The sequence below is a fragment of the Curvibacter microcysteis genome, from assembly GCF_028649455.1.
In the GTDB taxonomy this organism is placed as follows: Bacteria; Pseudomonadota; Gammaproteobacteria; order Burkholderiales; family Burkholderiaceae_C; genus Curvibacter; species Curvibacter microcysteis.
The window spans coordinates 571,398-597,920 of record NZ_JAQSIO010000003.1 but is presented as its reverse complement, the minus strand read 5'-3'; the positions used below and the strand labels follow the sequence as shown (position 1 = coordinate 597,920).

23 protein-coding genes are annotated in these 26,523 nt (G+C 65.8%); 16 read left to right on the top strand and 7 right to left on the bottom strand.

What is annotated here, in order from left to right; all coding sequences use genetic code 11:
- Positions 1-58: 58 nt before the first annotated feature.
- Together PSQ39_RS11290 and PSQ39_RS11285 are read left to right on the top strand one after the other, a co-directional pair.
- Positions 59-997, top strand: a complete 939-nt coding sequence (locus PSQ39_RS11290; RefSeq protein WP_273926864.1) for a glutathione S-transferase family protein — start codon at positions 59-61, stop codon at positions 995-997.
- Positions 998-1,042: 45 nt separating this feature from the next.
- Entirely contained in the window at positions 1,043-1,948 is a 906-nt protein-coding gene (locus PSQ39_RS11285) for an SDR family oxidoreductase (protein ID WP_273926863.1), read from the top strand.
- 66 nt (positions 1,949-2,014) lie between these two features.
- Here the strand turns inward: PSQ39_RS11285 and PSQ39_RS11280 are convergent, their stop codons facing one another.
- Positions 2,015-2,614: a bactofilin family protein gene (locus PSQ39_RS11280; RefSeq protein ID WP_273926862.1), complete on the bottom strand. Its 600-nt coding sequence runs from the start codon at positions 2,612-2,614 to the stop codon at positions 2,015-2,017.
- A gap of 248 nt (positions 2,615-2,862) precedes the next feature.
- Entirely contained in the window at positions 2,863-3,090 is a 228-nt protein-coding gene (locus PSQ39_RS21775; RefSeq protein ID WP_409242024.1) for a GNAT family N-acetyltransferase, read from the bottom strand.
- A gap of 234 nt (positions 3,091-3,324) precedes the next feature.
- Between PSQ39_RS21775 and PSQ39_RS11275 the strand changes: the two genes are divergently transcribed.
- A complete protein-coding gene (locus PSQ39_RS11275; RefSeq protein WP_273926861.1) occupies positions 3,325-4,140 on the top strand; it encodes a LysM peptidoglycan-binding domain-containing protein in 816 nt (271 codons plus the stop codon).
- 502 nt (positions 4,141-4,642) lie between these two features.
- Here the strand turns inward: PSQ39_RS11275 and PSQ39_RS11270 are convergent.
- Positions 4,643-5,149: a hypothetical protein gene (locus PSQ39_RS11270; RefSeq protein ID WP_273926860.1), complete on the bottom strand. Its 507-nt coding sequence runs from the start codon at positions 5,147-5,149 to the stop codon at positions 4,643-4,645.
- 88 nt (positions 5,150-5,237) lie between these two features.
- Positions 5,238-7,109, bottom strand: coding sequence for a monovalent cation:proton antiporter-2 (CPA2) family protein (locus PSQ39_RS11265; protein WP_273926859.1), 1,872 nt, complete (start codon positions 7,107-7,109; stop codon positions 5,238-5,240).
- A 139-nt stretch (positions 7,110-7,248) separates the two neighbouring features.
- Between PSQ39_RS11265 and PSQ39_RS11260 the strand changes: the two genes are divergently transcribed.
- The 3 genes from PSQ39_RS11260 to PSQ39_RS11250 are packed head-to-tail and all read left to right on the top strand — an operon-like array spanning position 7,249 to position 11,586.
- Positions 7,249-9,594: a Tex family protein gene (locus PSQ39_RS11260; protein ID WP_273926858.1), complete on the top strand. Its 2,346-nt coding sequence runs from the start codon at positions 7,249-7,251 to the stop codon at positions 9,592-9,594.
- A 41-nt stretch (positions 9,595-9,635) separates the two neighbouring features.
- Positions 9,636-10,460 (top strand): HDOD domain-containing protein, encoded by an 825-nt coding sequence (locus PSQ39_RS11255; RefSeq protein WP_273926857.1) that lies wholly within the window; start codon positions 9,636-9,638, stop codon positions 10,458-10,460.
- Between the two features lie 52 nt (positions 10,461-10,512).
- Positions 10,513-11,586: a patatin-like phospholipase family protein gene (locus tag PSQ39_RS11250; protein WP_273926856.1), complete on the top strand. Its 1,074-nt coding sequence runs from the start codon at positions 10,513-10,515 to the stop codon at positions 11,584-11,586.
- 58 nt (positions 11,587-11,644) lie between these two features.
- Here the strand turns inward: PSQ39_RS11250 and PSQ39_RS11245 are convergent, their stop codons facing one another.
- A complete protein-coding gene (locus tag PSQ39_RS11245) occupies positions 11,645-12,781 on the bottom strand; it encodes an iron-containing alcohol dehydrogenase (RefSeq protein ID WP_273926954.1) in 1,137 nt (378 codons plus the stop codon).
- Positions 12,782-12,996: 215 nt separating this feature from the next.
- On the opposite strand from PSQ39_RS11245, the gene PSQ39_RS11240 reads away from it, so the two are divergent.
- Genes PSQ39_RS11240 through PSQ39_RS11230 form a run of 3 tightly spaced genes read left to right on the top strand, consistent with a single transcriptional unit; the run spans position 12,997 to position 17,123 of the window.
- Positions 12,997-13,965 carry an alpha/beta hydrolase gene (locus PSQ39_RS11240; RefSeq protein WP_273926855.1) on the top strand — a complete coding sequence of 323 codons (969 nt, stop codon included), beginning with the start codon at positions 12,997-12,999 and terminating at the stop codon, positions 13,963-13,965.
- A gap of 4 nt (positions 13,966-13,969) precedes the next feature.
- Positions 13,970-14,842 carry a YbgC/FadM family acyl-CoA thioesterase gene (locus tag PSQ39_RS11235; RefSeq protein WP_273926854.1) on the top strand — a complete coding sequence of 291 codons (873 nt, stop codon included), beginning with the start codon at positions 13,970-13,972 and terminating at the stop codon, positions 14,840-14,842.
- Positions 14,843-14,846: 4 nt separating this feature from the next.
- On the top strand, positions 14,847-17,123 hold the full coding sequence (locus tag PSQ39_RS11230; protein ID WP_273926853.1) for an O-antigen ligase family protein: 2,277 nt from the start codon (positions 14,847-14,849) through the stop codon (positions 17,121-17,123).
- 84 nt (positions 17,124-17,207) lie between these two features.
- On the opposite strand, the gene ygfZ is transcribed toward PSQ39_RS11230, so the two are convergent.
- Entirely contained in the window at positions 17,208-18,176 is a 969-nt protein-coding gene (ygfZ, locus tag PSQ39_RS11225) for a CAF17-like 4Fe-4S cluster assembly/insertion protein YgfZ (protein WP_273926852.1), read from the bottom strand.
- 45 nt (positions 18,177-18,221) lie between these two features.
- Here ygfZ and mltG point away from each other — a divergent pair, with 45 nt between their 5' ends.
- The 7 genes from mltG (at position 18,222) to dinG (ending at position 25,042) form a co-directional block, all read left to right on the top strand.
- Entirely contained in the window at positions 18,222-19,205 is a 984-nt protein-coding gene (mltG, locus tag PSQ39_RS11220; RefSeq protein WP_337961937.1) for an endolytic transglycosylase MltG, read from the top strand.
- Positions 19,202-19,888 (top strand): dTMP kinase, encoded by a 687-nt coding sequence (gene tmk / locus PSQ39_RS11215; protein WP_273926851.1) that lies wholly within the window; start codon positions 19,202-19,204, stop codon positions 19,886-19,888. The genes mltG and tmk overlap by 4 nt, the downstream gene beginning before the upstream one ends.
- Positions 19,885-20,931 carry a DNA polymerase III subunit delta' gene (locus PSQ39_RS11210; RefSeq protein ID WP_273926850.1) on the top strand — a complete coding sequence of 349 codons (1,047 nt, stop codon included), beginning with the start codon at positions 19,885-19,887 and terminating at the stop codon, positions 20,929-20,931. Before tmk ends, PSQ39_RS11210 begins: the two co-directional genes overlap by 4 nt.
- The gene (locus PSQ39_RS11205; protein WP_273926849.1) at positions 20,928-21,284 is read left to right on the top strand and encodes a PilZ domain-containing protein; all 357 of its coding nucleotides are present in this window, start codon (positions 20,928-20,930) and stop codon (positions 21,282-21,284) included. Before PSQ39_RS11210 ends, PSQ39_RS11205 begins: the two co-directional genes overlap by 4 nt.
- Positions 21,285-21,402: 118 nt before the next feature.
- Entirely contained in the window at positions 21,403-22,212 is an 810-nt protein-coding gene (locus tag PSQ39_RS11200) for a TatD family hydrolase (protein ID WP_273926848.1), read from the top strand.
- Positions 22,209-22,889: an ankyrin repeat domain-containing protein gene (locus tag PSQ39_RS11195; protein ID WP_273926847.1), complete on the top strand. Its 681-nt coding sequence runs from the start codon at positions 22,209-22,211 to the stop codon at positions 22,887-22,889. Before PSQ39_RS11200 ends, PSQ39_RS11195 begins: the two co-directional genes overlap by 4 nt.
- The gene (gene dinG, locus PSQ39_RS11190) at positions 22,886-25,042 is read left to right on the top strand and encodes an ATP-dependent DNA helicase DinG (RefSeq protein ID WP_273926846.1); all 2,157 of its coding nucleotides are present in this window, start codon (positions 22,886-22,888) and stop codon (positions 25,040-25,042) included. The genes PSQ39_RS11195 and dinG overlap by 4 nt, the downstream gene beginning before the upstream one ends.
- A gap of 315 nt (positions 25,043-25,357) precedes the next feature.
- Here the strand turns inward: dinG and PSQ39_RS11185 are convergent, their stop codons facing one another.
- Positions 25,358-26,407, bottom strand: coding sequence for a DNA-binding protein (locus tag PSQ39_RS11185; RefSeq protein WP_273926845.1), 1,050 nt, complete (start codon positions 26,405-26,407; stop codon positions 25,358-25,360).
- Between the last annotated feature and the right edge of the window lie 116 nt (positions 26,408-26,523).

Sequence of the window (26,523 nt, the reverse complement as noted above, 5' to 3'; positions counted from 1 at the left end):
ATCCCCGCCCCCTTCAAGCCCCAGGCCGCGCGCCTGGCCCAACTCCCCGGAGCCCGCCATGCAAGACCTCATCCTGCACCACTACCCCACCTCGCCGTTTTCAGAGAAGGTTCGCCTGATCCTGGGCTACAAGCAGCTGGCCTGGAAGTCGGTGATCATCCCTTCGATCATGCCCAAGCCCGATGTGCTGGCCTTGACCGGGGGCTACCGCAAGACGCCGTTTCTGCAAATTGGCGCCGACATCTACTGCGACACCGCCTTGATCTGCGACGTGCTGGAGCACCGCCAACCCAGCCCCACGCTGTACCCCACGCACAACAAGGGCGTGGCCCGCGTGCTGGCCCAGTGGGCGGACACCACCTTGTTCTGGGCCGCCATGGCCTACAACCTGAGCCCGCGTGGCGCGGCCGCCATGTTTGCCGGTGCCCCACCTGAAGTGGCCAAGGCCTTCTCCGCCGACCGGGGCGCCATGGCCGTGGGCATGACCCGACTGCGCCCGGGCGACGCCACTGCGGCCTACAAGAGCTACCTGCGCCGCCTGGCCAACATGCTCGAAGGCCAAGCCTATTTGCTGGGCGATGCCCCCACCGTGGCGGACTTTGCGGCCTACCACCCGCTGTGGTTCAGCCGGGTGCGCAATGCCGTGATGGGCGACATCCTGAACGCCACGCCGGGCGTGCTGGCCTGGATGGACCGCATCGCGGCCCTGGGCCACGGCAGCTTCGACAAGATCGACTCGGGCGACGCCATTGCCGTGGCCGCCGCCAGCCAGCCGCAGGCCCTGGGCGACGAGCCCTTCCAGGACGAGCACGGCATCCCGCTGGGCAGCCGCGTCAGCATCGCGGCTGAGACCTTCGGCACTGAAACCACCGAAGGCGAGCTGATCGCCGCCACGCGCATGCACTACACCCTGCGCCGCACCGACGAACGCGCCGGCACCGTGCATGTGCACTTCCCGCGTGTCGGCTACGTGCTGCGCGCGCTCGACGCGGCCTGAGCCCGCCCCCCAGACAAGCCTTAAAACAATCAGGAGACCTTCGACATGATCCAAAACTTCAAGAACACCACCGCTGTGCTGACCGGCGCAGGCTCGGGCTTCGGCCTGGAATGCGCGCGCATCGGAGCCCGCCTGGGCATGAACCTGGTGCTGGTGGACGTGCAGCAAGACGCGCTGGACAAGGCCCAGGCCGAGCTGGAGGCCGCTGGTGCCGCCGTGCTGGCCCGCCGCGTGGACGTGTCCAAGGCCGACCAGATGGAAGCCCTGGCGCTGGCGGTCAAAGAGCGCTTTGGCGCGCCGCACTTCGTGTTCAACAACGCCGGCGTGGGCGCGGGCGGCTTGGTCTGGGAAAACTCGGTGCAGGACTGGGACTGGGTGCTGGGCGTCAACCTGTGGGGCGTGATCCATGGCGTGCGCCTGTTCACCCCCATGATGCTGGAAGCCGCCGCCAAAGACCCTGCCTACCGGGGCCACATCGTCAACACCGCCAGCATGGCCGGCTTGCTGACCCCGCCCAACATGGGCATCTACAACGTCAGCAAGCACGCCGTGGTCAGCCTGAGCGAAACCCTCTACCAGGACTTGCGCCTGGTGTCCGACCAGGTCAGCGCCAGTGTGCTGTGCCCCTTCTTTGTGCCCACCGGCATCAGCCAAAGCCACCGCAACCAGCCCGACGCGCTGAAGGACCAAAAGCCCACCAAGAGCCAGCTGATTGGCCAGGCCATGAGCGACAAGGCCGTGGGCTCCGGCAAGGTGACCGCCGCCCAGGTGGCACAAAAGGTGTTCGACGCCATCAGCGCCGACCAGTTCTACATCTACAGCCACCCGCACGCCCTGGGTTCGGTGCAGACCCGCATGGAAGACATCGTGCAGGGCAAGAACCCGACCGATCCCTTTGCTCACAAGCCGGAGCTGGGCGACCAGTTGCGCGCCGCCTTGCGCGCGGGCTGAAGCGCTGTCATGGGCGGGGACTGGGGGCGCCATCGGCCACCATGAGCCGCCCCCGGTGGCACCGGCTCAGGCTGGCCCCACCACGATGCCCGCCGCCAAGACCGGGCTGGCCAAGGACTGGGCGGTGTTCGTGCTGGTCTGGCCCGCCAGACCGTTGACGCTGCTGCGCGGCCCGGTGCCGCAATCGATCTCGCCCACCAGTTGTCCCCCTTCCTCAACCACCAATTTGCCGTAGCGGATCTTACCGCTCACCCGCCCGGTGGCGTGGATCACGAGCTTGTCACGCACCGTCAGCGTGCCATCAAAGCGACCCCGGATCTCAGCAATATCGATCTCAGCCGCGCCCCGGAAAGAGCCCTGTTCGGCTATCTGCATCAGGCGTGAATCCATCGTGGCTTCAACCATGCCCTCCACCAGCAGGGTGTCGCAATCGGTGATTTCGACTCCTTTGAGTTTGATGTTGGGCCCCACGGTCAGCTTGCTCCCCCCGTCCGAGGTCGGCGCGGGGGTTGGCACGGGGGCGGGCACCGGAGTCGCCACAACCTCTGTCGCCACCGGTTTCGCGACCCCAGAGGCCTGCATGGCATGGGCTCCATGGCCAGGCACCGTGCGGGCTGGCAGCACATCGGGATCACGTTTGCCGAAAAAGTTAGGTTGCAGCGCCATGTTCTCTCCTGAAAAGAGAACCATGCTACGCAGGGGTTTGGATACATCTGATCAATGTAACGCAACAAAGGTAACTAACAGAAATTAATGGTTTGAAATAAGAAGTTGGTGTTGCGCAAGACCGTAATTTGAGATAGAGGGATGGTCTCATTATCGCTACGGGGCCCGTGCCTACGACTTGTTTCTCAAGTGCCGCGGTAGCCAAAATCAGCCATCGGCTCACAAACTTTTGCCCAGACTGACCCAGCTCAAATCCTCAAACCCCCTCTTTTCATAAAAATGTGAAGCCGGTGCCATACGCCCGTTTGCAGCTTGATGCTGCAGTAACCCGCCGCGCTCAAGCGTGCCTGCAGCGCATCCATCAACCAATTACCCAACCCATGGGCTTGCAGCGACGGATCAATACACATCTCCTTGAGGTGGAATTTCCACCCATTTACCCAGCATCCCCCCCAGCCTAAGGCGGGGTTTGCAATACAGTTAGAAAATTGTCGGAATTTACCATCTCACCGACAAGAAAGCGCTCAGGCGACTGAGTGGCACTGATTTTAAATTCATTGCATTAGATTAAAAATTACCCAGTACCGATATTTGGGAAGCCGTTCAGACATCTACTATTGACCTTCAGTCAAGTCCTTCTCGCTACTTAGTCCTACTCTTGGGAATATGGTGGAAAAAATCTGTGAAATTTCCCACCTTAAGAGGTAGCCATGAACGAGGCGCTGCCACCACTAAAACTTTCTGGTTTGGACTCAACTTCTCGGCAAAGCGTAGTATCAGAAATCAGAGTATTGATGCAAATCTACTCAGGAATTCATCGACCATGGCGGAATGGAATTTTGATGGCACTGGATGATTTGGCTCACTGGAGTGAATGTGATGCATTTTTGCAAAAACAGATGCGATTATTTTCAGCAAGACTTAAAACTAGCGGATTCCCAGATCCAGACTGGACGTACATCAAAGCAATACTGTGGGTTGAAAGCGGCGCCAACACTCCAGACTGGAATACCAATCCAATGCAAATTGGAGTTGGCAATGATCCAGGTATATTGGTTGTATTGAATGGGCTTGAGAAGATGAATTTGATCTTGCCGCCGCCATTTCGTGATGGGTTGACACGGGAAAAAATCATCAGCGATCCGAAGTTAAATATTGCAGCTGGTGTTGCATATTTATTGAATCGTTTGGCAATTTCTGAAATCCGTTCTTTGCCAGATTCCAATCATGAAGCGAAAACCAATGTGGTGCGCAAAGGTGATACATGGGCTCTCATCGCCAAAGAGACTGGAACTTCGGTGCCTCATTTAAAAAAACTAAATCCCAACTTAGGAAGTCAATTGACAGAAGGCCAATTAATGCTTGTCCAGAGAGTTGTCACACAACGAACGATCACATCTTGGCGTCCCGTCAACCCCGCCAGCATCGCCGCGGCCTACAACGGCGGTGGCGATCCGCAATACGTACAAAAGCCCAGCTTCGTGCTCGACGTGCTGGCGATAGCACAACGCCATCGCTTAATGTGAAGTTGGAACGAGGTCATGCGATGATAAAAGCATGGGCTTGGTTGGGCTGCTTCCTTGGATGTGTCACCGAGGCCACAGCGTCAGACATACCGTTGTTGGAGACCCAAGGAAGGGCCTGCTTTGGGCGTTTTGAGGTCACAGCCCCGAGGCTTGATTTCCAGACACGAGAATTTCGATGCGTGAATCGTCAGATATCCAAAGTTGAACTAGAGACCGTACCCACGGACCTGGGGACAGCGCTGGGGCCTGACAGCTCCGTTTTTTACCTCAGCGAAATAAGCCCAGCCTGCCCATTTGTGATCGTGGAGGTCATTGCCCCCGCCCACCCAGAGTGGCAGCCATATCACCTGTATGCCTACCAGACCCTGCAGGCGTTTCAAAGCAACCGGTTCCGCAGGGATCTGAGCCAAGCCGGCGTGAGGGTTTGTACAGGCTACCTCGCCAGCCCTTGAGTCGCCAGTCCAAGCCACGCAAACCCTGGCATTCACGGAGCCTCAACACCTCAGCCCTTCAGCCCCCGCCACCACACTTTGACCGCCGTCTTCACCCGCCGCGCCCCTTGCCACACCGCGCTGCCCCGCACCCAGGCCAGCAAACGGTCTTTCCAGGCCTTCCAGCGCGGGTACCAGCGGGCAAACCAGGCCAGTTGCATCAGGGCGGGCTGGGTCAGGCTGAACAGGCGGGCCAGGATGGCCGTGCCCAACAGCTTGGCGCCCAGCAGCAGGCCCAGGCCCCAGGCGGCGTGACCTTGGCCAAACAACCACAGGGCGAGCAGCTTGACCGGCAGCAGGGCCAGCGCGGGCAGGGCAAAGGTCAACAGGGCAGCCCAGGGAGGCAAGCTTCGAATGCGGCGCTCCAGCCAGGCCAGCACGGGCAGGCGGGCCACCCAGGCCAGCAGGCCCGACAGGACATCCCATCCCCATTCTTCGAACACCAGCACCAGGGCCAGTGCGGCCATCAAGGTGTTTTTCAGGGCGCGCAGCAGGGGCGACACAACAGGGATGGACATGGGCGGGCGGACTCGCGTCGGTGAAGCAGCAGGGGGTCAGCGTAACAGGGCAGGGCGCTTGGGCCAGGCCAGGCCCTGCGCCTCCGCTTCAGCGGCCCACAGCAGCGGCCGCCGTCGCAGCCGTGCCGGCGTGCATGGCCTGGTCGGCCTCCGGATTCAAGGCCTGGCCTTCGCGCTGCGGTGTGGTCAGCGGCGCCGGCGTCCAGCGGTTGCCGTGCATCAGCGGGAGGCCAGCCTTCAGGTCGCCACCCAGCTGGAGTTGCAGGCGCTCGGCGTCGCGGCGACGGATGTCCTCGCCCACGGCCTGAGCGTCTTCGTCTTCCACGCCCAACTGGCGCAAGGCTTCGAGGCTGAACAGCATGGCCGACTCAAAAGTCTCACGGATCTGAAAATCCACGCCGTGCTGGATCAGCTCGATCGCGTGCTGGCGGTCGTAGGCCCGGGCCAGCACAGGGGTGAGGGGGAAGCTGCCCTTGATCAGCTCCACGATCTTGGTGGTCAATTCCTTGTCGTCCACACAGACCAGCACAGCCCGCGCATGCGCCGCGCCACTGGCATGCAGCACGTCCAGCCGGGTGCCGTCGCCGTAGTACACGTTGAAGCCAAAGGTCGAGGCGGCGCGGATCATGTCGGTGTCGCGATCGATGATGGCGATCTCCACGCCCCGGGCCAGCAAGGCCTGGCTGGCGATCTGGCCAAAGCGGCCGAAGCCGATGATCAGCACGCAGGGCTTGAGCTCCTGCGCCGCCTCGGTCACGGCCTCCACTCCCTGCATGTCGGCCGCAGCAGGGCCTTGGCGGGCCAGCACGCGGCGCATCAACATCACAAACAAAGGCGTCAAGGCCATCGACATGATCACCGCGGCGTTCAGCAGCGCGTTCATGTCTGCCTCGATCAGGCCCGCGCTGGCGGCGGTGGCATAGAGCACAAAGGCAAATTCGCCGCCTTCGGCCATCATGGCCGCGCGCTCCAGCGCATCGCGCCGGGGGCTTCGGGTCAGGCGGGCCACGGTGTACACGCCCAGCGCCTTCAGACCCATGTAGGCCACCACGCCGGCCAGCAACTTGGGCCAGCCCTGGAGCACCAGGGGCACGTCCAGCGACATGCCCACGCCCATGAAGAACAGGCCCAGCAGCAGGCCCCGGAAGGGCTCGATGTCGGCTTCGAGTTGGTGGCGGAAGGTGGACTCCGACAACATCACCCCGGCAGCGAAGGCGCCCAGCGCCATCGACAGCCCGCCCCATTGCATGGCCAGCGCGGCGCCCAACACCACCAAAAGGGCGGCTGCGGTCATGACTTCGCGCGCCCGGGAGGCGGCCAGCCAGCGGAACACCGGGTTCAACAGCCAGCGGCTCACGGCCACCAGGCCCAGGATGGCGATCAGCGCCACCCCCATGCTGACCCAGCGCGACACCGGTTCCTGGTCGGCCGGTGTGGGGGCCAAAAAGGCCACGATGGCCAGCAGCGGCACGATGGACAGGTCTTCCATCAACAGAATCGAGACCATGCGCTGGCCTTGCGGGGTCGAGGCCTCCCCGCGCTCATTGAGCGCCTGCATCACGATGGCCGTGGACGAGAGCACAAAGCCCATGCCGGCCACAAAAGCCAGCGGCCAGTCCAGGCCCAGCACGGCGTGGCCCAACACCGTCAGCAAGACGGCGCAGGTGCTCACCTGCATCAGGCCGAGGCCAAAGATTTGGCGCCGCAGGTTCCACAGCCGGCTGGGCTGGGTTTCAAGGCCGATCAAGAACAAGAACATCACCACGCCCAGCTCGGCCACATGCAGCACCGTCTGGGATTCGCTGAACAGGCCCATGCCAAATGGCCCCACAGCCAGCCCGGCGGCCAGGTACCCCAGCACCGAGCCCAGGCCCAGGCGCTTGAAAAGCGGCACGGCCAGCACCCCGGCCCCCAAAAGGGCCACGGTTTTCAGCAATTCGCTGCCTTGTTCGATCGCCATCTGCACTCCTGTGACTTCTTGCGCCGGCATGTTAGCGCGTGCCGGTGCCGCAGACCGGAAGCGACCAGGCCCTGTGGCAAACTTCCGGGCTTCCGATGCCAGCGCTTCGCTTGGTGAATGGTGAGTGAGTAAGACAGACATGCAAAAGATCATTCGGCAGTTGGCCGCAGAAATCAAAGTGACCGAGCAGCAGGTGCGTGCAGCGGTTGAGTTGCTTGACGGTGGCGCCACCGTCCCCTTCATTGCCCGCTACCGCAAAGAAGTCACCAACGGCCTGGACGACATCCAGCTGCGTGAGCTCGAAGCCCGCCTGGCCTATGTGCGCGAACTGGAAGACCGCCGCGAGGCCGTGCTCAAAAGCATTGCCGAGCAAGGCAAGCTGACCGACGCACTGCGCGCCGCCATCGACGCCGCGCCCACCAAGCAAGAGCTGGAAGACCTTTACCTGCCTTACAAGCAAAAGCGCCGCACCAAGGGCCAGATCGCCCGCGAAGCCGGTATCGAGCCCCTGGCCGACCTGCTGTTTGCCGACCCCCGCCGCGTGCCGGCCGACGAAGCCCAGGCCTATGTCAAGGCTGAAAAAGGCGAAGACGGCAGCGACTTCACCACCACCGGCGCGGTGCTGGATGGCGTGCGCGACATCCTGTCCGAGCGCTGGGCCGAAGACGCCGCCCTGGTGCAAAGCCTGCGTGAATGGCTGTGGAACGAAGGCTTGCTCAAAAGCAACAAGGTCGAGGGCAAGAACGAAAACGACCCCGACGTGGCCAAGTTCCGCGACTACTTCGACTACGACGAGCCCATTGGCCGCGTGCCCTCGCACCGGGCGCTGGCCGTGTTCCGCGGCCGCACACAAGAAATCCTGGAAGCCAAGCTGGTGCTGCCCGAGCCGCCCGAACCCGGCAAGCCCTCGGTGGCTGAAGGCCGCATCGCCCTGCACCTGGGCTGGAGCCACGCGGCCCGCCCGGCCGACGACCTGATCCGCAAGGCCGTGGCCTGGACCTGGCGCGTCAAGCTGAGCCTGTCCACCGAGCGCGACCTGTTCTCGCGCTTGCGCGAGGACGCTGAAAAGGTCGCCATCAAGGTCTTTGCCGACAACCTGCGCGACCTGCTGCTGGCCGCGCCGGCCGGCCCGCGCGTGGTCATGGGCCTGGACCCGGGCATCCGCACCGGTGTCAAAGTCGCGGTGGTGGACGCCACCGGCAAGCTGGTGGACACCAGCACCGTGTTCCCGCATGAGCCGCGCCGCGACTGGGACGGCTCGCTGCACACGCTGGGCCGCCTGTGCGAAAAGCACGGCGTCAACCTGATCGCCATTGGCAACGGCACCGCCAGCCGCGAGACCGACAAGCTCGCCGGCGACCTGATCAAGCTGCTGGCCAAGGTGGACCGCGTGGTTGAAAAAGTGGTTGTCAGCGAGGCCGGTGCCTCGGTGTATTCGGCCAGCGAATTCGCCTCGCAAGAAATGCCCGACGTGGACGTCAGCCTGCGCGGCGCCGCCAGCATCGCCCGCCGCCTGCAGGACCCGCTGGCCGAGCTGGTCAAGATCGACCCCAAGTCGATTGGCGTCGGCCAGTACCAGCACGACGTCAACCAAAGCGAGCTGGCCCGCACCCTGGAGGCCGTGGTCGAGGACTGCGTGAACTCGGTGGGCGTGGACTTGAACACCGCCAGTGTGCCGCTGCTGTCGCGCGTCTCCGGCCTCAGCGCCAGTGTGGCCAAGGCGGTCGTGCGTTGGCGCGAGGCCAACGGCGCGTTTGCGAACCGCCAGCAGCTGCTGGGCGTGACGGGCCTGGGCGCCAAGACCTTTGAGCTGAGCGCGGGCTTCTTGCGCATCCGCCAGGGCGACAACCCGCTGGACATGACGGGCGTCCACCCCGAGACCTACCCGGTGGTGCAAAAAATCATCGAGAAAACGGGCAAGCCCGTGGCCGAGCTGATGGGCCGGGCCGACATGCTCAAGACCCTCAAGCCCGAGCTGTTTGCCAATGCGCAGTTTGGTGTCATCACCGTCAAAGACATCCTGGGCGAACTGGAAAAGCCCGGTCGCGACCCGCGCCCTGACTTCAAGGTGGCGCGCTTCAACGATGGCGTGGAAGACATCAAAGACCTGCGCGAAGGCATGGTGCTCGAAGGCACGGTCAGCAACGTGGCCCAGTTCGGCGCCTTCATCGACCTGGGCGTGCACCAGGACGGCCTGGTGCACGTCAGCCAGCTCAGCCACAAGTTCGTCACCGACGCACGCGAAGTGGTCAAGACCGGTGACATCGTCAAGGTCAAGGTGATGGAAGTGGACGTGGAACGCAAGCGCATTGGTCTGTCCATGAAGCTCGATGCCGCCCCGGCCCGCCGGGACGGCCCACGCGACAACCGCTTTGAAGGGGCAGGGCGGCACCAACAGGCGGGGGGCGCCCGGCGCCAGAACGATGCCGCCGCGCCCTCGGCCATGGCTTCTGCCTTCGCCAAGCTGCAAAGCCGCTCGCGCTGAGCATAATCAAGGCCATCCAACTCCCCACCGAGGCCCTGTTCATGGAGCTCCAAGCCCTTCTGGCCCACGAAGCCGCGTTGCCCAGCATCCCCCGCGTGGTGGCGCTGCTCATGCACGAGCTGGACCAGGAGGAGCCTGATCTGCGCAAGATCACCCAGCTGGTCAGCACCGACCCGGCCCTGACCGCGCGCCTGCTGCAACTGGCCAACTCGGCCTTCTTCTCCTTGGCCCGCCGCATCAACGGCGTGGCCGAGGCCTTGGCCCTGCTGGGCCTCAACCACGTGCGGACTCTGGTGTCGGCGGCTGCCGTGGGCGGCGCCTTCCGCACCGTGCCCGGGGTCAACCTGCAGCAGTTCTGGCGTTACAGCCTGGACACCGCGAAGGTCTCGCGCACCTTGGCCAGCGTGGTGCGGCAAAACCCCAGTGCTGCCTTCACGGCCGGCTTGCTGCACGCGGTGGGCGAGCTGGTCATGAACATGGGCATGCCGCGCGAGATGGCGCTGCTGAACCTGGAGCACGGCCCGCTGGACCTCAAACGCGCCAAGATCGAGCGCCGCACCCTGGGCTACTGCTACGCCCAGGTCAGCGCGGGCTTTGCGCGGCAGTGGCAGTTTCCACCGGCCATCGTGGACGCCTTGGAGTACCAATACGCCCCGTTCGACAACGAGGTCTACGAACCCCTGGCCGGCGTGATCCACCTGGCCTCCTGGCGCACCCGGGCCAAAGAAGCCGGTTTCAGCGACCGGGAACTGGCCGTCAGCTTTCCAGACACCGTGGGCCTGGCCCTGGAGCTGGACATCGACATGGTGTTGCAGCAAGACCCCATTGACTGGACCTCGGCCCACGAAGTGGGTGCGTTTTCCTGAGGCGCTGGCCGCCTGAGTGCGGCGCGCCGAGCTCCCCGAGAACCTCCCCAAGATGAAAGCCCTTCGCCTTTACGCCGGCCCGCAGGCCCTGGCCCACCTTCGCCAACACGGCTTGCAGGCCCAGGACGTGCGCGTCATCCCGGGCGCCGCCGGGGGCCCCAAGGGCCTGGTGCTGGGGCCGCTGGACCGATTCATCTTTGGCGACTGGCTGCCGCACAGCACCCAGCCCGTGCACCTGGTGGGCGCCTCGATCGGGGCCTGGCGCATGGCCACCGCCTGCCTGAAACAGCCGGTGGCAGCCTTTGAGCGCCTGGAGCACGACTACATCCAGCAGCGCTACGACATCGCTCCCGGCGAAAAGCGGCCCAGCGCCCAGCATGTCAGCGAGCGCTTTGGCGACAACCTGCGCGCCTTCTACGGTGGCCGCGTGGCCGAGGTGCTGAACCACCCCCGCTACCGCCTGCATGTGATCGCCGCGCGCGGCCGCCATGTGCTGGGACGCGAGCACGCGCTGCGCACCCCTTTGGGCTACCTGGGCGCCTTCCTGAGCAACACCGTGCAGCGCCGGGCCCTGGGCGCCTGGCTGGAGCGCGTGGTGTTCTCGTCCCAAGGCGCTGACTTGCCCTTTGCCACGCGCGACTTCCGCACCCGCCAGCTCGACCTGACCGAGGCCAACTTCCAGCCCGCCGTGCAGGCCAGTTGCTCGATCCCCTTTGTGCTGCAGTCCATTTCGCACATCCCCGGCGCGCCGCCCGGCGCCTATTGGGATGGCGGCATCACCGACTACCACCTGCACCTGGACTACCGCCCCATGGCGCCGGGTCTGGTGCTGTACCCGCATTTCCAGAAAGCGGTGGTGCCTGGCTGGCTCGACAAAGGCCTGCGCTGGCGGCATGGCGCCACGCCCTTTTTGGACAACATGCTGGTGCTGGCCCCCGACCCCGACTGGGTCAAGACCCTGCCCAACGCCAAGCTGCCCGATCGCAAGGACTTCACCCACTACGGCAACGACCACCACGGCCGTGCCCAGGCCTGGACCCGCGCCGTGCGGGCCAGTCAGCAACTGGCTGATGAGTTTGCCGAATGGCTGGCCGCGCCGGATTGGAAGCGGGTTGAGGCTTTGTGAGGCGGTTTGCCGTCAGAGTGAACTGAACTGACCGGAGCCACAGCAGTGGCTGCCCACCTCACATCGACGCTTCCAGCATCTCCCGGTATTCCTCTGGCGTGGCCAGGCGCGGATTGGTCTTGTGGCAATGGTCGGCCAGCGCGCCCTGGATCACGGCATCAAACTGGTCGCGCGTCACGCCCATGGCGGCCAGACCCGTGGGCAGGCCCAGGCGGGCGTTCATGTCGCGGATGGCCAGCGGGATGTCGCCGCCCGATCTCAGGCCCATGGCGTGGGCCATGCGGTCCAGGCGCCGTTCGCGCTGCACCGATTCGGCGCTCGCGTTGAAGCGCACCACGGCGGGCAGGAACATGGCGTTGAGCGTGCCGTGGTGCAGGCGCGGGTTCACGCCGCCCAGGCTGTGGCTGAGGCTGTGCACGCAGCCCAAGCCTTTTTGGAAGGCCATGGCGCCCTGCATGGACGCACTCATCAGTTGCAGGCGCGCCTCGCGGTCCTGGCCATTGCAGGTGGCGCGCTCGATGTGGGCCCAGCCGCGCTCCAGGCCGTCAAGGCCAATGCCGTCGGCGGGCGGGTTGAAGGCGCTGGCCATGAAGGTTTCCATGCAGTGGGCGATGGCGTCCATGCCGGTAGCGGCGGTCAGGCCAGGCGGCAGGCCCAGCGTGAGTTCAGGGTCGCAGATGGCCGCACGCGGCACCAGGAACCAGGAGTGGAAGCCCAGCTTGCGGTGGTCGTCCACGATGATGATGGCGCCGCGCGCCACCTCGCTGCCGGTGCCGCTGGTGGTGGGCACGGCAATCAGCGGCGCCGCGCGCTCGGTGATCAGGCCAGAGCCCCCTTCGATGGTGGCGTAGCGGGTCAGCGGGCCTTCGTGCGTGGCGGCAATGGCAATGCCCTTGGCGCAGTCGATGGCGGAGCCCCCGCCCACGGCGATCAGGCCGTCACAACCGTGCTCGCGGTACACCGCCACGGCGGCGCGCACGGCAGCCTCGGTGGGGTTGGACGGGGTTTGGTCAAACACGGCCACGGGCAGGTCGGGCAGGGCGTCCAGGGCTTTTTGCAGCACGCCGGCGGCACGTACGCCGGCGTCGGTGACCACCAGCGGACGCTGGATGCCCACGCGCGCGCATTCGGCGGCCAGCAGGCGCACAGCGCCAAAGTCGATCTGAATCTGGGTGACGTAGTTGATGAAGGCCATGTCGGGGTCGGGTTCCAAGAAGTCAGGTTCAGCGCCCAGGCTCCCCGCCCCGGCGCCGCGTTGTACGATGCACGGCTGACTTTAGCGACCGTCCGCGCGTCTGACCATGAAGCAAACCCTCATGAGTGCCCAGGCTGCCGTCACCCCGGTGACACCAGGCCGGGGACTGGTCGACCTGTCTTTCCGATATTGCCTGTTTTGTTTGGCCTGCCCCCATGCCCACGCCCCCCGCCGACCGACCGCACCGACTCTCCAGCGCCATGCAAGGCGTGATCGACCGCATGGCCCGCGCCGCCCGCCCGGCCCTGCACGCCCTGACGCCGCGCCAGGCCCGCATGGCCTACGCCGCCGGGGCCGGGGTGTTGGAAATCAACCGCCCCGAGCTGCCCTTTGTGCACGACTGGCTGATCCCGGCCCGCGACGGGGCCCAGTTGCCCGCCCGCCTGTACAAGCCCGTGCTGAGTGCATCGCAGCCCGTGCTGCTGTACTTCCATGGCGGCGGCTTCACGGTGGGCAGCATCGACACGCACGACACCTTGTGCCGCAGCCTGGCCCTGCAATCAGGCTGCGCCGTGGTGTCGCTGGACTACCGCTTGGCGCCCGAGCACCGCTTTCCTGTGGCCTCCAACGACGCCTGGGACGCCCTGGCCTGGCTGCTGGTCCACGGGGCCAGCCTGGGGCTGGACCCCAAGCGCGTGGCGGTGGGGGGCGACAGCGCGGGCGGCACGCTGGCGGCGGCCACCGCGGTGGAGGCTGCCTTGCGCGGCCAGCCCCTGGCACTGCAACTGCTGTTCTACCCCGGCGTCAGCGCCCACCAGGACACCGATTCACACCGCCGCTATGCCGAAGGCCTGGTGCTGGAGGCCAGCCACATCCAGTGGTTTTTCGGCCAGTACGTGCACAGCCGCGAAGAGCGCGAGGACTGGCGCTTCGCCCCGCTGCACGCCCCCGACACCGAGCAGCTGGCCCCGGCCTGGATCGGCCTGGCCGAGTTCGACCCCTTGTTTGACGAGGGCCTGGCCTATGCCGACAAGCTGCGCCTGGCTGGCCACTCCGTGGACCTGGAGGTCTACCGGGGCGTGACCCACGAATTCATCAAAATGGGCCGGGCCGTGCCCGAAGCCCTGCAAGCCCACAGAGACGCCGGCGCTGCCCTGCGCCAGGCCCTGAACCCCACGGAGTAAGCGCATGACCGCCGCCGCCCCTCAACGCCAAGATTTCCGCTTCTTCCACCGCCTGCGCGTGCGCTGGGTCGAGGTGGACATGCAAAAAATCGTCTTCAACGGCCACTACGCCATGTACTTCGACACCGCCATGGGCGATTACTGGCGTGCCCTGGCCTTGCCTTACGAAGAGTCCATGCGCAGCCTGCAAGGCGACCTCTACGTGAAGCGCCTGCTGGTGGAATACCACGCCTCGGCCCGTTACGACGAGGTCTTGGACGTGGGCCTGCAATGCCAGCGCGTGGGCACCTCTTCGATCCAGTTCCTGGGCGGTATCTTCCGGGGCGAGCAACTGCTGGTCAGTGGCGAACTGGTCTATGTGTTCGCCGACCCGGCCAGCCAGACTTCGCGCCCCGTGCCTGACGCGCTGCGCCAGGTGCTGCTGGGCCATGCCGCAGGCCAGCCCGTGGTGCGGGTGCAAACCGGCACCTGGCAAGACCTGAGCGCCGATGCCGCCCGCGTGCGCACCGAGGTGTTTGTGCAAGAGCAGGGCATCGCGGTGGAAGAAGAGTGGGACGAAGCCGACGCCACGGCGGTGCACGCGGTGGCCTACAACGGCCTGAACCAGCCCGTGGCCACGGGCCGCCTGTTGGTGCACGCGCCGGGGGTGGCCCGCATCGGGCGCATGGCGGTTCGCCAGGCCTTGCGCGGTGCTGGCCTGGGCGCGCAGATTTTGCAGGCCCTCATGTCAGCGGCCCGCGACCGCGGCGACCACGAGGTGGTGCTCAACGCCCAGCTCAGTGCGCGGGGCTTTTACGAGCGCCTGGGCTACCAGGTGCGGGGCGAGGTGTTCCACGAAGTGGACATTCCCCATGTCCAGATGAGCCGGGCCCTCTGATCGCATGGCCAGCCCCCGATCCAAACCCCGCCGCGCCGCACCCAGCACGCCCACCCACCCCAGCCCCACCATGGGGGGCTACGCGGGCACCGGCAGCCCACCCGCCCCCGCCGGTGGCGCATCGGTGGACTGGGCCCTGTACGCCCTGGTCCTGCTGCTGGCCTTGGCGCCGGCCTTGGGTGTGCCCTCTGAAGAGGTGGTGCAGGACACGCTCAAGTCCGCCATCGTGGCCCTGGGCACTTTGGCGGCGGCCGTGTGCTTTTTTTGGCAGCGCCGGCACCGCGACACGCCCCTGAGCTGGCACGCCAGCCTGCTGTTTCCAATGCTGCTGTGCGCCTACGCGGCGCTCAGCATGGCCTGGTCGCACACCTACCTGGCGGCGGGTGAGACCGTGCGCTGGTTCATCCTGGGGCTGCTGATGTGGCTGGGCCTGCAGCTGTTCAGTCTGGAGCGTCTGCCCCGGCTGGCCTGGGCCATCCACCTGGGGGTGTCGGTGGCTTCGGTCTGGACGGCCCTGCAGTTCTGGTTCGAGCTGGGCTGGTTTCCGCAGGGGCCGAACCCGGCCTCCACCTTTGTCAACCGCAACTTTTTCGCCGAGCTGGCGGTCTGCGCCTGGCCGTTTTCGCTGTGGGCGCTGAGCCGTGTGCGCAGCAGTTCGACCCGCACGCTGATGGTGGCTTCGCTGGCCTTCAACGCCACCGCCTTGTTCATGACGGGCACGCGCTCAGCGCTGGCCGCGTGGCTTTTGATGGCCTGCGTCTTGCCCGTGGCGCTGTACCGCTGGCGAGCCGAGTGGGGGCAGGGCGGCTGGAGCCGCCGCGCCGTGGCCCTGTGCGCGGGGGGCGGCTTGGCCTTGTTTCTGGCCTTGGCCTCCTTGCCCACGGGCAATGCCAAGGTCGCGGCGGAGAGCGGCGCCGGGGCCTCGGCCCTGCAACGCAGCCTGAGCCGGGTGGCCAGTGTGACCCAGCCCAGCGAGTACAGCGAAGGCTCTTTTTCGGTGCGGGTGCTGATGTGGCATAGCGCGCTGCGTGCCATCGCGGACCGCCCCCTCACGGGGGTCGGCGCCGGGGCTTGGGAGGTGCACATTCCCCTGTACCAACCGCCAGGCACCCAGATCGAGACCGACTACTACGTGCACAACGAGTTCTTGCAGCTGTTGGCTGAATACGGACTGGTCGGCTGGCTGGCGGCGGCTGTGCTGCTGGGTGGGCTGGCTCGGGCCGCTTGGCTGACCTGGCTGGTGGGGGAGAGCCCCTTGCCCGAGGTGCGCCAGGAGCTGCCCCTGCGCCTGGTCGCTCTGAGCAGCCTGGGCGCCTTGATGCTGGTCAGCCAGGCGGGCTTTCCTTGGCGCATGGCCTGCACCGGGGCGATGTTGGCGCTGGGCCTGGGTCTGCTGGCGGCCTCGGATGGGCGATTGGCCCGCGTGGGTTGGCGCCAGCCCGCGCGCTGGTGGCTGCAGCCGCAGGCTGGCGTGCTCACGCCCCGCATGGCCCTGGGCGCTGCGTTGGTGGCCTTAGCCGCCCTGGGCCTCGGTGGCTGGGTCACGCGCCAGGCCATGGTGGCGGAAAGCCGCCTGGTGCAGTCCGTCAAGCTGGCCATGTGGATGGCGCGCCTGCCCAACCCCAAAGACCCGCGCTTGGCCGAAGACCGCGCCGAAATCCTGCGCCTGGTGCGTGAGGGCGTGGCCATCAACCCGCATTACCGCAAGCTCACCCCCATGGTGGCCGACGAGTTGGCCACCATGGGCGACTGGAACAACGCCATCTGGATCTGGGAGTCGGTGGCCCAATCCCGCCCTTACGTGCCGGTGCTCTTGCTCAACATCGCGCGCGCCAAGCTGCGCCTGAAACAGCTGGACGAGGCCCAGCTGTACTTTGAACGGGCCCAGCGCCTGCAGCCCCAGTCGGTGTCGGTGCACGGCACCGAAGTCATGCTGCTGGCCGAGCGAGGCCGGTTGGACGACGCTGCCCGGGTGCTGCGCCAGTACCTGGCGGCCGGCGAGCACCCGCTCGAGATGGTCAACGGCGCCTATGAACTGGGCCAGCGCCTGGGCCAATGGGACCTGGCTTTGCAGGGCATGCAGCTGCGCCTGAAGTACTTTCCGGAGTACCAGGCCGACAGTTGGTACAAGCTGGGCCGGATCTACAGCCAGCCCGGGCCCACCCAGGACGAGGCCCAGGCCGTGCAGGCCTACCGCCAGGCCTGGGCTGCCGTGCCACCGGCCCAGCAGCCGCTGTTGCGGGCCCAGGTGCCCCAGCCTTACCGGGACCGTTTGCCCTGAGCCGAATGGGGGTGCCGTTCGGTGAGCGAGCTGAGCGGATCTGGCGGCCCGCACAGAACCTGGGCGATTGAATTCAGAACCGGCTCAAATGTCTTCCAGCAAGGCGTAGGGCAGGGCCTGCACCTCAAAAGCGGGCCCGTCCGGGGCGCCCAGGTGCAGTGTCTGACCCGCCACGCTGGCCCCGACCTGGACCACGGCCAGCACATCAAAGCCCCCAGCGGGCGCGGCAGCGCACTGCACCACCACCCCGGTGGGCTGGTCGGGCGCATCACTGGCCAGGAACAGCTCCTGCCCAAGGCCCGGCGCCACGCCACCGGCAGGCACGCCATGGGCCAGGCAGGTGCGCCGCTTGAGCGTGCCCCGGAACTGGCTGCGCGCCACCACTTCCTGGCCGGGGTAGCAGCCTTTTTTGAAGTTCACACCGCCCACGGATTCGTAATTGAGCATTTGCGGCACAAAGGCATCGGCCTGGCTCAACCCCAAATGGGGCACGGCCGATTGCACCTCGGACCAGGCCCAGAGGCTGTCGCTCAAGGTGGGCAATGCCGAAGCCGTGGGCAGGGCAGCCTCGGTTGGGCCGATCCACAAAGCGCGCGCCACGCCCGCCGCCGGGTACAAGGCCACCGCATGGCCAGCGCCCAGGGCCTGGGCTTGCCAGGGCGCGGAAGCGGGGTTCAAGCCCAGCGAGGTCAGGGCGCTGCCCGCCAGGCCGCGCACGGCCAATTCCGCGCTGGCGTCGCTGAGCTTGACCTTGGCGCGCAGCACAAACATGGACAGGCGCTTCAGCGTCCCGGGCAGCACATCGAGCGGGCAGGCCAGCCACAGCTCGGACGCCGAGCGGCGCAGCACCACGAACGTCGCCAGCAAACGGCCTTTGGCCGAACAATAACCAGCCAGCCGGGCCTGGCCGTCGGGCAGCAGCAGCAGGTCTTGGGTCAGCTGGCCATGCAAAAAGGAGGCGGCGTCCTCGCCCAGCGCGCGGATCACGCCCCATTGGGGCAGCGGCGCCACACCATGGAGCAGGGCCGCAGGGGAATTCAGAGCTTGAGTCATCCGTGAATTATCATCGCCGGTCGAAAACATGAAGGTGACAGGGCTGTGCGTGCTTTGCTGGTGGTGTTGATCTTGGCGGCAGCCGCCCTGGGGGGAACCGTCTATTGGTGGTTGGATGCGCCTCTGCGCCTGTCGGCCCCGACCGTGGACCTGTCGATTGAGCCCGGCACCTCGCCGCGCGCCCTGGCGCAGGACGTGCAGGACGCGGGCGTGGACGTCAATCCCTACTTTTTGTATGCCTGGTTTCGCTTTTCGGGCCAAGCCCGGGGCATCAAGGCCGGCAGTTACGAGCTGGACGCCAGCCTCACGCCGCGCCGCTTGCTCAACAAATTGGTGCGCGGCGAAGAAGCCCTGCGCGCCGTGACCCTGGTCGAAGGCTGGAATTGGCGCCAGGTCCGCGCCACCCTGGCCCGGGCCGACCAGTTGCGCGGCGACACCCGAGAGCTCAGTGACGAAGCCATCATGCGCCTGCTGGAGCGCCCCGGCGTCGCCCCGGAAGGCCGCTTCTTCCCCGACACCTACACCTACTCCAAGGGCAGCACCGACCTGGCCGTGCTGCGCCGCGCCCTGCGCGCCATGGACAAAAAGCTGGCCGCCGCCTGGGACGCGCGCGCTGACCAACTGCCGCTCAAATCCCCGGATGAGGTGCTGACCCTGGCCAGCATTGTCGAAAAAGAAACCGGTCGCGGCAGCGACCGCCCCTTGATCGCCAGCGTGTTCATCAACCGCCTGCGCAGCGGCATGCTGCTGCAGACCGACCCCACGGTCATCTACGGCATGGGTGAGCGCTTTGACGGCAACCTGCGCAAGCGCGACTTGCAAACCGACACGCCCTGGAACACCTACACCCGCGCCGGCCTGCCGCCCACGCCCATCGCCATGCCGGGTCGGGCCGCCTTGCTGGCGGCGGTGCAGCCTGCCAACAGCAAATCCTTGTACTTTGTCGCACGTGGCGACGGCAGCAGCCAGTTCAGCAGCACGCTGGACGAGCACAATCGAGCGGTCAACCAATACCAGCGTCGCCCATGAGTCCCACCCCCTCCGGTTTGTTCATCAGTTTTGAAGGCATCGACGGTGCGGGCAAAACCACGCACATCGAAAGCATGGCGGCCGCCTTCCGCGACCAGGGCAGGGCCGTCACCCTGACCCGCGAGCCCGGCGGCACGCCACTGGCCGAAAAGCTGCGCGCCCTGGTGCTCAACGACGCCATGGACCCACTGACCGAGGCCTTATTGATCTTCGCGGCGCGCCGCGATCACCTGCTGCAAGTCATCGAGCCCGCGCTGGCCCGGGGGGACGTGGTGTTGTGCGACCGCTTCACCGACGCCACCTTTGCCTACCAAGGCGGTGGCCGGGGCTTTGACCTGGCCACCTTGGCCGCACTGGAACAGATGGTGCAAGGCCGCACCGCTGCCAACGGCCAAGCCAGCCTGCGCCAACCCGATCTGACCGTCTGGTTTGACCTGGACCCTGAAGTCGCCGCCAGCCGCCTGGCCGACGCCCGCGTGCCCGACCGCTTTGAATCCCAGCCCGTGGCTTTCTTCCGTCAGGTGGCGGCGGGCTATGCCCAGCGCGCCGCCGAGGCGCCACAGCGTTTCGCCCGCATTGACGCCGACCAGTCGCGCCACCAGGTGTGGCAACAAATCACCCGCGTGTTGGTGCGCCGGGGCTGGCTGGCCATCATGGTGGCCGCCAACGGAGGCCCGCGTTGAGCCGCGCCGACACCGCCGAGGCTAGCAGCGCCACCCGGGCCCCTCTGGCGCCCTGGCTGCAGACGCAATTGGAGGCCTTGCTGAGCCAGCGCGGCCACGCCTGGCTGTTGCAAGGCCCCTCAGGCCTGGGCCAGTACCCCTTGGGCCTGGCCTTGGTCGAGGCCTGGCTGTGCGATGCCCCCACACCCCAAGGCGCTTGTGGCCACTGCGCCAGCTGCCATGCCATCGCCGTGCGCACCCACCCCGACCTGATGGTGCTGATGCCCGAAACCGCCTTGATGGCGCTGGGCTGGCCCCTGTCTGAAAAAGCCCAGTCCGACATCGACGACAAAAAGCGCAAGGCCAGCCGCGAGATCCGCGTCGAAGCCATGCGCGATGCAGTCGAGTTTGCCCAACGGACCGCCTCGCGGGGTCGTGGCAAGGCGGTGCTGGTCTACCCGGCCGAGGACATGAACCACATCACGGCCAATGCCTTGCTCAAGACGCTGGAAGAGCCCCCCGGCGATGTGCGCTTTGTGCTGGCCAGCGAAGCCGCGCACCAACTGCTGCCCACCATCCGCAGCCGCTGCCTGACCCATGCACTGACCTGGCCTGGTGCCGATGAAGCCGCCCAGTGGCTGGGCGGGCAAGGCCTGTCCGCGCCTGTGGCCAGCAGCTTGCTGCGCGCCGCCGGCGGACGCCCGGAAGACGCCCTGATGCTGGCAGCCGACGGGCTGACACCGGAGCTGTGGTCGCGCCTGCCCAAGGCCTTGCTGCGGGGCGACCCGGGCGTGCTCGCGACCTGGCCCGCGGCCCGCGTGATCCAAAGCCTGCAAAAGCTGGTGCATGACCTGCTGGCCCAGGCCGCTGGGGGCGCCACGCGCTACTTTGTGCCCGCGGACCTGCCTGCCTCGCCGGCGCCCCAGGCCCTGAGCCGCTGGGCACAGAGCCTGAGCCAGGCAGCCCGCACCGCCGATCACCCCTACAACCCAGGCCTGATGCTGGAAGCGCTTGTGAGCGAAGCGCAAATCGCCCTAAACTCTCGACCAGAGCCCACACCATGAGCAGCACCAGCACCCCACGCCCCAGCGTTGTCCAGCTCGCCATCAAAGAAAAGGCGGCGCTGTACGCAGCGTACATCCCCTTGTTCACCGAAGGCGGCATGTTCATCCCCACCACCCGCGACTACCGCCTGGGCGACGACGTGTACGTGCTGCTGTCCCTGCCGGAAGATCCCCAGCGCTACCCCATTGCCGGGCGTGTGGCCTGGGTCACGCCACCCCGGGCCGCGGGCAACCGCACCCAGGGCGTGGGCATTCAGTTTCCGCAGGACGAAAAGTCCCGCTTGTTGAAGATCAAAATCGAAGAAATCCTGGGCAGCCACCTGGGTTCAGAGCGTCCCACCCAGACCATTTGAGGTGAGGGCGCCCTGGCGGGTGTCCGCCAAGGCCCTGTGTTGTTGTTTGACAGCCCGCTGTGCGGGCTTTTCCATTTTTCAGGTGGGCTGCCGGCCCACCGCCTGCGCCACATTAGACATGTTTGTCGATTCCCACTGCCACCTGACCTTTCCTGAGCTGCAAGCGCAGCTGCCCGCCATCCGCCAAGCCATGGACGCCGCCCAGGTGGACCGCGCCTTGTGCATTTGCACCACGTTGGAAGAGTTTGACGACGTGCACGCCCTGGCCCAGACCTACGACAACTTCTGGTGCACCGTGGGCGTGCACCCCGACAACGAGGGCGTGCGCGAACCCAGCCTGGACGACTTGCTGGAGGGCGCGGCCCGCCCACGGGTGGTCGGCATTGGTGAGACAGGCTTGGACTATTACCGCCTGGGTGAGCGCAGCGTGGCCGACATGGCATGGCAGCGCGACCGCTTTCGCACCCACATCCAGGCCGCCCGCCAGACCGGCAAGCCGCTGGTCATCCACACCCGCAGCGCCTCCGACGACACCCTGGCCTTGCTGCGCGAGGCCGGCGAAGACGGCAGCCCGGGCTCGGCCGGGGGCGTCTTCCACTGCTTCACCGAAACCCGTGAGGTGGCGCGCGCCGCGCTGGACCTGGGCTACTACATCTCGTTTTCGGGCATCCTGACCTTCAAGACCGCGGCCGACCTGCGCGAGGTGGCCACCTTGGTGCCGCTGGACCGCATCCTGATCGAGACCGACAGTCCCTACCTGGCGCCCGTACCGTACCGGGGCAAAACCAACAACCCGTCTTACGTGCCCCATGTGGCTGCGCAACTGGCCACCCTCAAGGGTCTGTCGGTCGAGGCCATTGCCCAGCACACCAGCCGCAATTTTGAGCGGCTGTTTCAGGGCGTGGTGAGCAGCGGGAGCGACGCATGAACAGCACCCGTCGCACCTGGCTGACGGCGGGCCTGGCCGCCTCGATCCTGCTGGGCCTGGGCCGCGCCCATGCTGGCTCGTTCGAAGACTTTTTTGTCGCGGTTCGCCGCGACGATGCGCGCACCATCCAAACCTTGTTGGCCCGGGGCTTTGACCCCAATACCGTGGACGAAACCGGCCAGCCTGCGCTGATGCTGGCCTTCAACCTCGAGTCCTACCGGGCCATGGAGGCCTTGCTGAAGTCCCCCCAGATCAAGGCCGAGCTGCGCAATGCACGGGGTGAAAGCCTGCTCATGCTGGCGGCCATCAAGGGCGATCTGCGCTTGGCCAAATGGCTGATCGACGGCGGTGCCGATGTCAATAAAACCGGCTGGACGCCGCTGCACTACGCCTGCTCGGGCACCTCGCCTCAACAGGTGGACATGGCGCGCCTGCTGCTGGAGAACTCGGCCTACATCGACGCCGAGTCGCCCAACGGCAGCACGCCCTTGATGATGGCGGCCATGTATGGTACGACAGACACCCTGACCCTGCTGCTCGCCGAAGGGGCCGACGCCAGCTTGCGCAACCAGCAAGGCCTGACGGCCATTGAATTCGCTCAGCGCGTGGGGCGCAGCAGCAATGTCGAAGCCATTGCCGCCGCCTTGCGCAAACGCCAGCCCAAAGGCACTTGGTGAGTCCGCTCGACATCCAGACCCGCGCCCTGGCCGCGTTTGACCATGTGGTGAACAGCCCAGTGGGCTTTCGCGCCCGCGAAGGCCAGCGCCACATGGCCGAGCTGGTGGCCCAGACCTTCAGCACGCCCACCCTGGGCAAGTGCGAGGAAGAGCCCGAGCGCGCCTTTGCCGTCATCGAAGCGGGCACTGGTGTGGGCAAGTCGATCGCCTATGCCGCTCCCGCCATCGCGGCCGCCTTGGCGCGCAAGACCCGCGTCATCATCTCGACCGCCACCGTGGCGCTGCAAGAGCAGTTGGTGCACAAGGATTTGCCCCTGCTCAGCACCTTGATGCCCGAGCCCTTCACCCACGCCCTGGCCAAGGGGCGCGGGCGCTACGTGTGCAAATACAAGCTGCAACGCTGGGTCAATGGCGAGGCCGAACCCGATTTGTTCGCCGACGAAATGCCCACCCAGGGCAGCACGGGGGCAGGGGGGCAGAGTGGGGCGGTGGGGTCCGGCCGCGCCCCGACCGAATACCAATTGTTGTTCTACCGCCAGATGGCGACCGAGCTGAAAGAGCACCGCTGGAACGGTGACCGCGACACCCTGGCCGTGCCGCCCACCCCTGAAATGTGGCGCCCGGTGGCTGCCGAGGCCAGCAGCTGCACCGCCAAGCATTGCCCGGACTACCAGGACTGCACTTACTTCGATCAGCGCAAGGCCTTGGCTGCCTCCCAAGTCATTGTGGCCAACCACGACCTGTTGCTGGCCACCATCAACGGCAACACCTTGCCCGACCTGTCGGACTGCCTGCTGGTCCTGGACGAAGGCCACCACCTGCCGTCGGTGGCGCTGAACCATTTTCAAGAGAGCACCGACCTCACGCGGCTGCGCTGGGTCGAGCAATTGGCGCTGCGCGCACGCAAGACCGCCGAAATGCTGGACCTGGATTGCGCGGTCGAGCTGGGCGGGCAGGGCAGTGCGCTCAAGCAGCACCTGCAAGAAGCGGCGCAACAAGCCCTGGCGCTGTACCGCCCCAGGGGTTTGACCGAAGAGCCGGTCGAACTGCTGCCCATCGGCCCGCTGCCCGCGATGCTGAGCCAGCCCGTGAGCGAGGTCTTGACCTTGTCCGCCGCCTTGCTGAAGAACCTGCAAAACATCTCCAACGCGCTGCGCACGCAGATGAAGGAGCGGCCCGAGGATGCCCGTGAGTTGTCGACCCACTATGTGCAGCTGGGCGTGTTGGCGCCCAAGCTGGAGGCCGTGCAGTCCTGGGCCGCGCTGATGCTGCTGGAGTCCGAAGTGCCCGCAGCACGCTGGTTCACCTTTGGCCAGTACGGCGAGTTCATGTCCATCACCGCATCGGCCAGCCCGATCCAGCCTGCCAGTGCCTTGCGCCACAAGCTCTGGGGCAAGGCGCGTGCCGTGGTCATCACCTCGGCCACGCTCACCAGCTGCGGCAACTTTGACTTTTTTCTCAATGAAACGGGGCTGCGCGGGTTGGACAACGTCAGCACCCGCGTGGTCAGCAGCCCGTTTGACTTTGCCCGCCAGGGTCACCTGGTGGCCGTGGAGACCCAGGCCGACCCCAAGCGGGCCGCGGACTTCAACCAGGCCATGTGCAAGGAGTTGATGAGCGATCTGGCCCAGGTGGAGGCCGGTGCTCTGGTGCTGTTCACCTCACGCGACCAGATGCGCACGGCGGTCGACAGCCTGAGCGGCAGCCTGCGCCATCGGGTCGTGGTGCAAAACGATTTGCCACGCCAGACGCTGTTGCAGCGCCACCGCGACCGCGTGGAGCGCGGCGAGGCGTCGATCATCTTCGGCATGCAGTCCTTCGGCGAAGGCCTGGATTTGCCCGGGGCGCTGTGCGAGAGCGTGTTCATTTGCAAGCTGCCTTTCGCGCCGCCGTCGGACCCGGTCAGCTCAGCGCGATCGCAATGGCTGCGTTCCAAGGGCCGCGACCCGTTCATGGAATTGGTCGTGCCCGCCGTCAGCATCCGCCTGGCCCAATGGGTGGGCCGCGCCATCCGCAGCGAGACCGACCAAGCCCATGTCTATTGCTATGACCGCCGCCTGATCCAGACCAGCTTTGGCCAGCGCCTGCTGGCCGGCTTGCCGCCGTTCAAGCGGCAACGGCGCAACCCGCAGGGCCAGGTGTTTGACTTGTGAGGGGACAGGCTGGGCGATATGGACAGTGCTGTGTCGCTGGCCCGACCTGACCTGACCTGGCTTGGCTTGGCTTGGCTTGGCTTGGCTTGGCTTGGATCATTGAAGGGCGCTGAGTGTGCCTTGGTGGGGTTCGTGCGCTGCTGTATTGCATCAAAAGTACTTTATACAATGTATATTATGTTAAATGACAAATGCGAAGCCGTTGAGCTAATTGGCCCCCAGGGGCGCCAGCGTTGCCCAACGGGAAGCTCCAGCGCGCCAAAGGCGCTGGGCTCCGTGCATATTGAGACACCCAGGTTCAACCTGGTTCAAGACTCAGCCCTGCCGCTTCAAACGCCAAGCCCCAGAGGGCCGTGCTGCGGAGCGTCTCACCTTGGGCTTGACCAGGGATTTGTTGTTTGCTGGCGTGGCTTGAGAGGGTTTGCCGGCACGGCTGGGCGCAGGATCGACAGCCTTCAGGGCTTGCGACTGCTGCTCAAGCCACAGCGCTTCGCGACTTTGCCAATCGGCTTGTAATGTCTCCAGTTGATCCTGCGCCGCCGTGCGCTCTTGCTGCCAAGTCCGCAAGGCGGCCGCATGGAGAGCCTGACCTTGTTCGTGCTCTGACTTCAGATGCAAATAGGCCTGTTGGGACAACTCCAAGGCCTCCTTCCATTCCTTCTCGTTGATTTGTCTTTGCTGCCGCTCAGCCTTGAGCTCCTGCCGCAGACGGTCAATTTCGAGCGCAGACCTGACACTGGCGCTGTCATAGCGCTCATCGGCCCGGCGACGGTCTTCGGTCAGTTGCTGCAGCGCCTGCTGGTGTCGTGCCGCGTCTTCGTCCCGGCGCTCCTGGTTCAGTCGCAGACTGGCCTCCAGGGTGTTGATCTTCTGCGCCTTGGCTTGGCTGTCTTGGTTGGCCACGGCCAGACCTTGCTCCAGCGTGCCAATCTGCAGCTGCGCGGCTTGCAAACTGCGCTCCAGACTGGACTGCCGCTCCAACAACAAGGCCTCCTGCTGTACCAGGGCCTGGGCACGCTCGTTCACGCGCTGCTCCAACTGGGCCAGCACCTCTTTCGCCGCGTTGAGCTCTTGCCCTGCCACTTGCCCCGCCTCGGTCTGGGCTTGGCGCCACAAGGCCTCGGCCGTGGCCAACAAGCTGGCGGGCAGCTGATCGCCCCAACCTTCGGCCCCGGCCAGCCCCCTCACCCGCCGGCCCAATCCGCTGAACCACAGGTCCAACAGGGGCGCAATCGTGTTGGGGGAACCCCGTCCCAGCTGCATGCGCACTTTTTCAATCGTGGGGCGTTCGCCGGCGGCCAGCAACTGGTCAGCGGCATGCTCCACATCGCTTTGTTGGATGCCTTTTCGGCGTTCGTTTGGCATGAAGAGTCCTTAGGCTTTAGACTAACCTCGATAAGTGATGATTATCGCGATCTATGGATAGTATTTGTATATTATATATTGATACACATCTTATTTCATATCTTTTGAACTTCCAG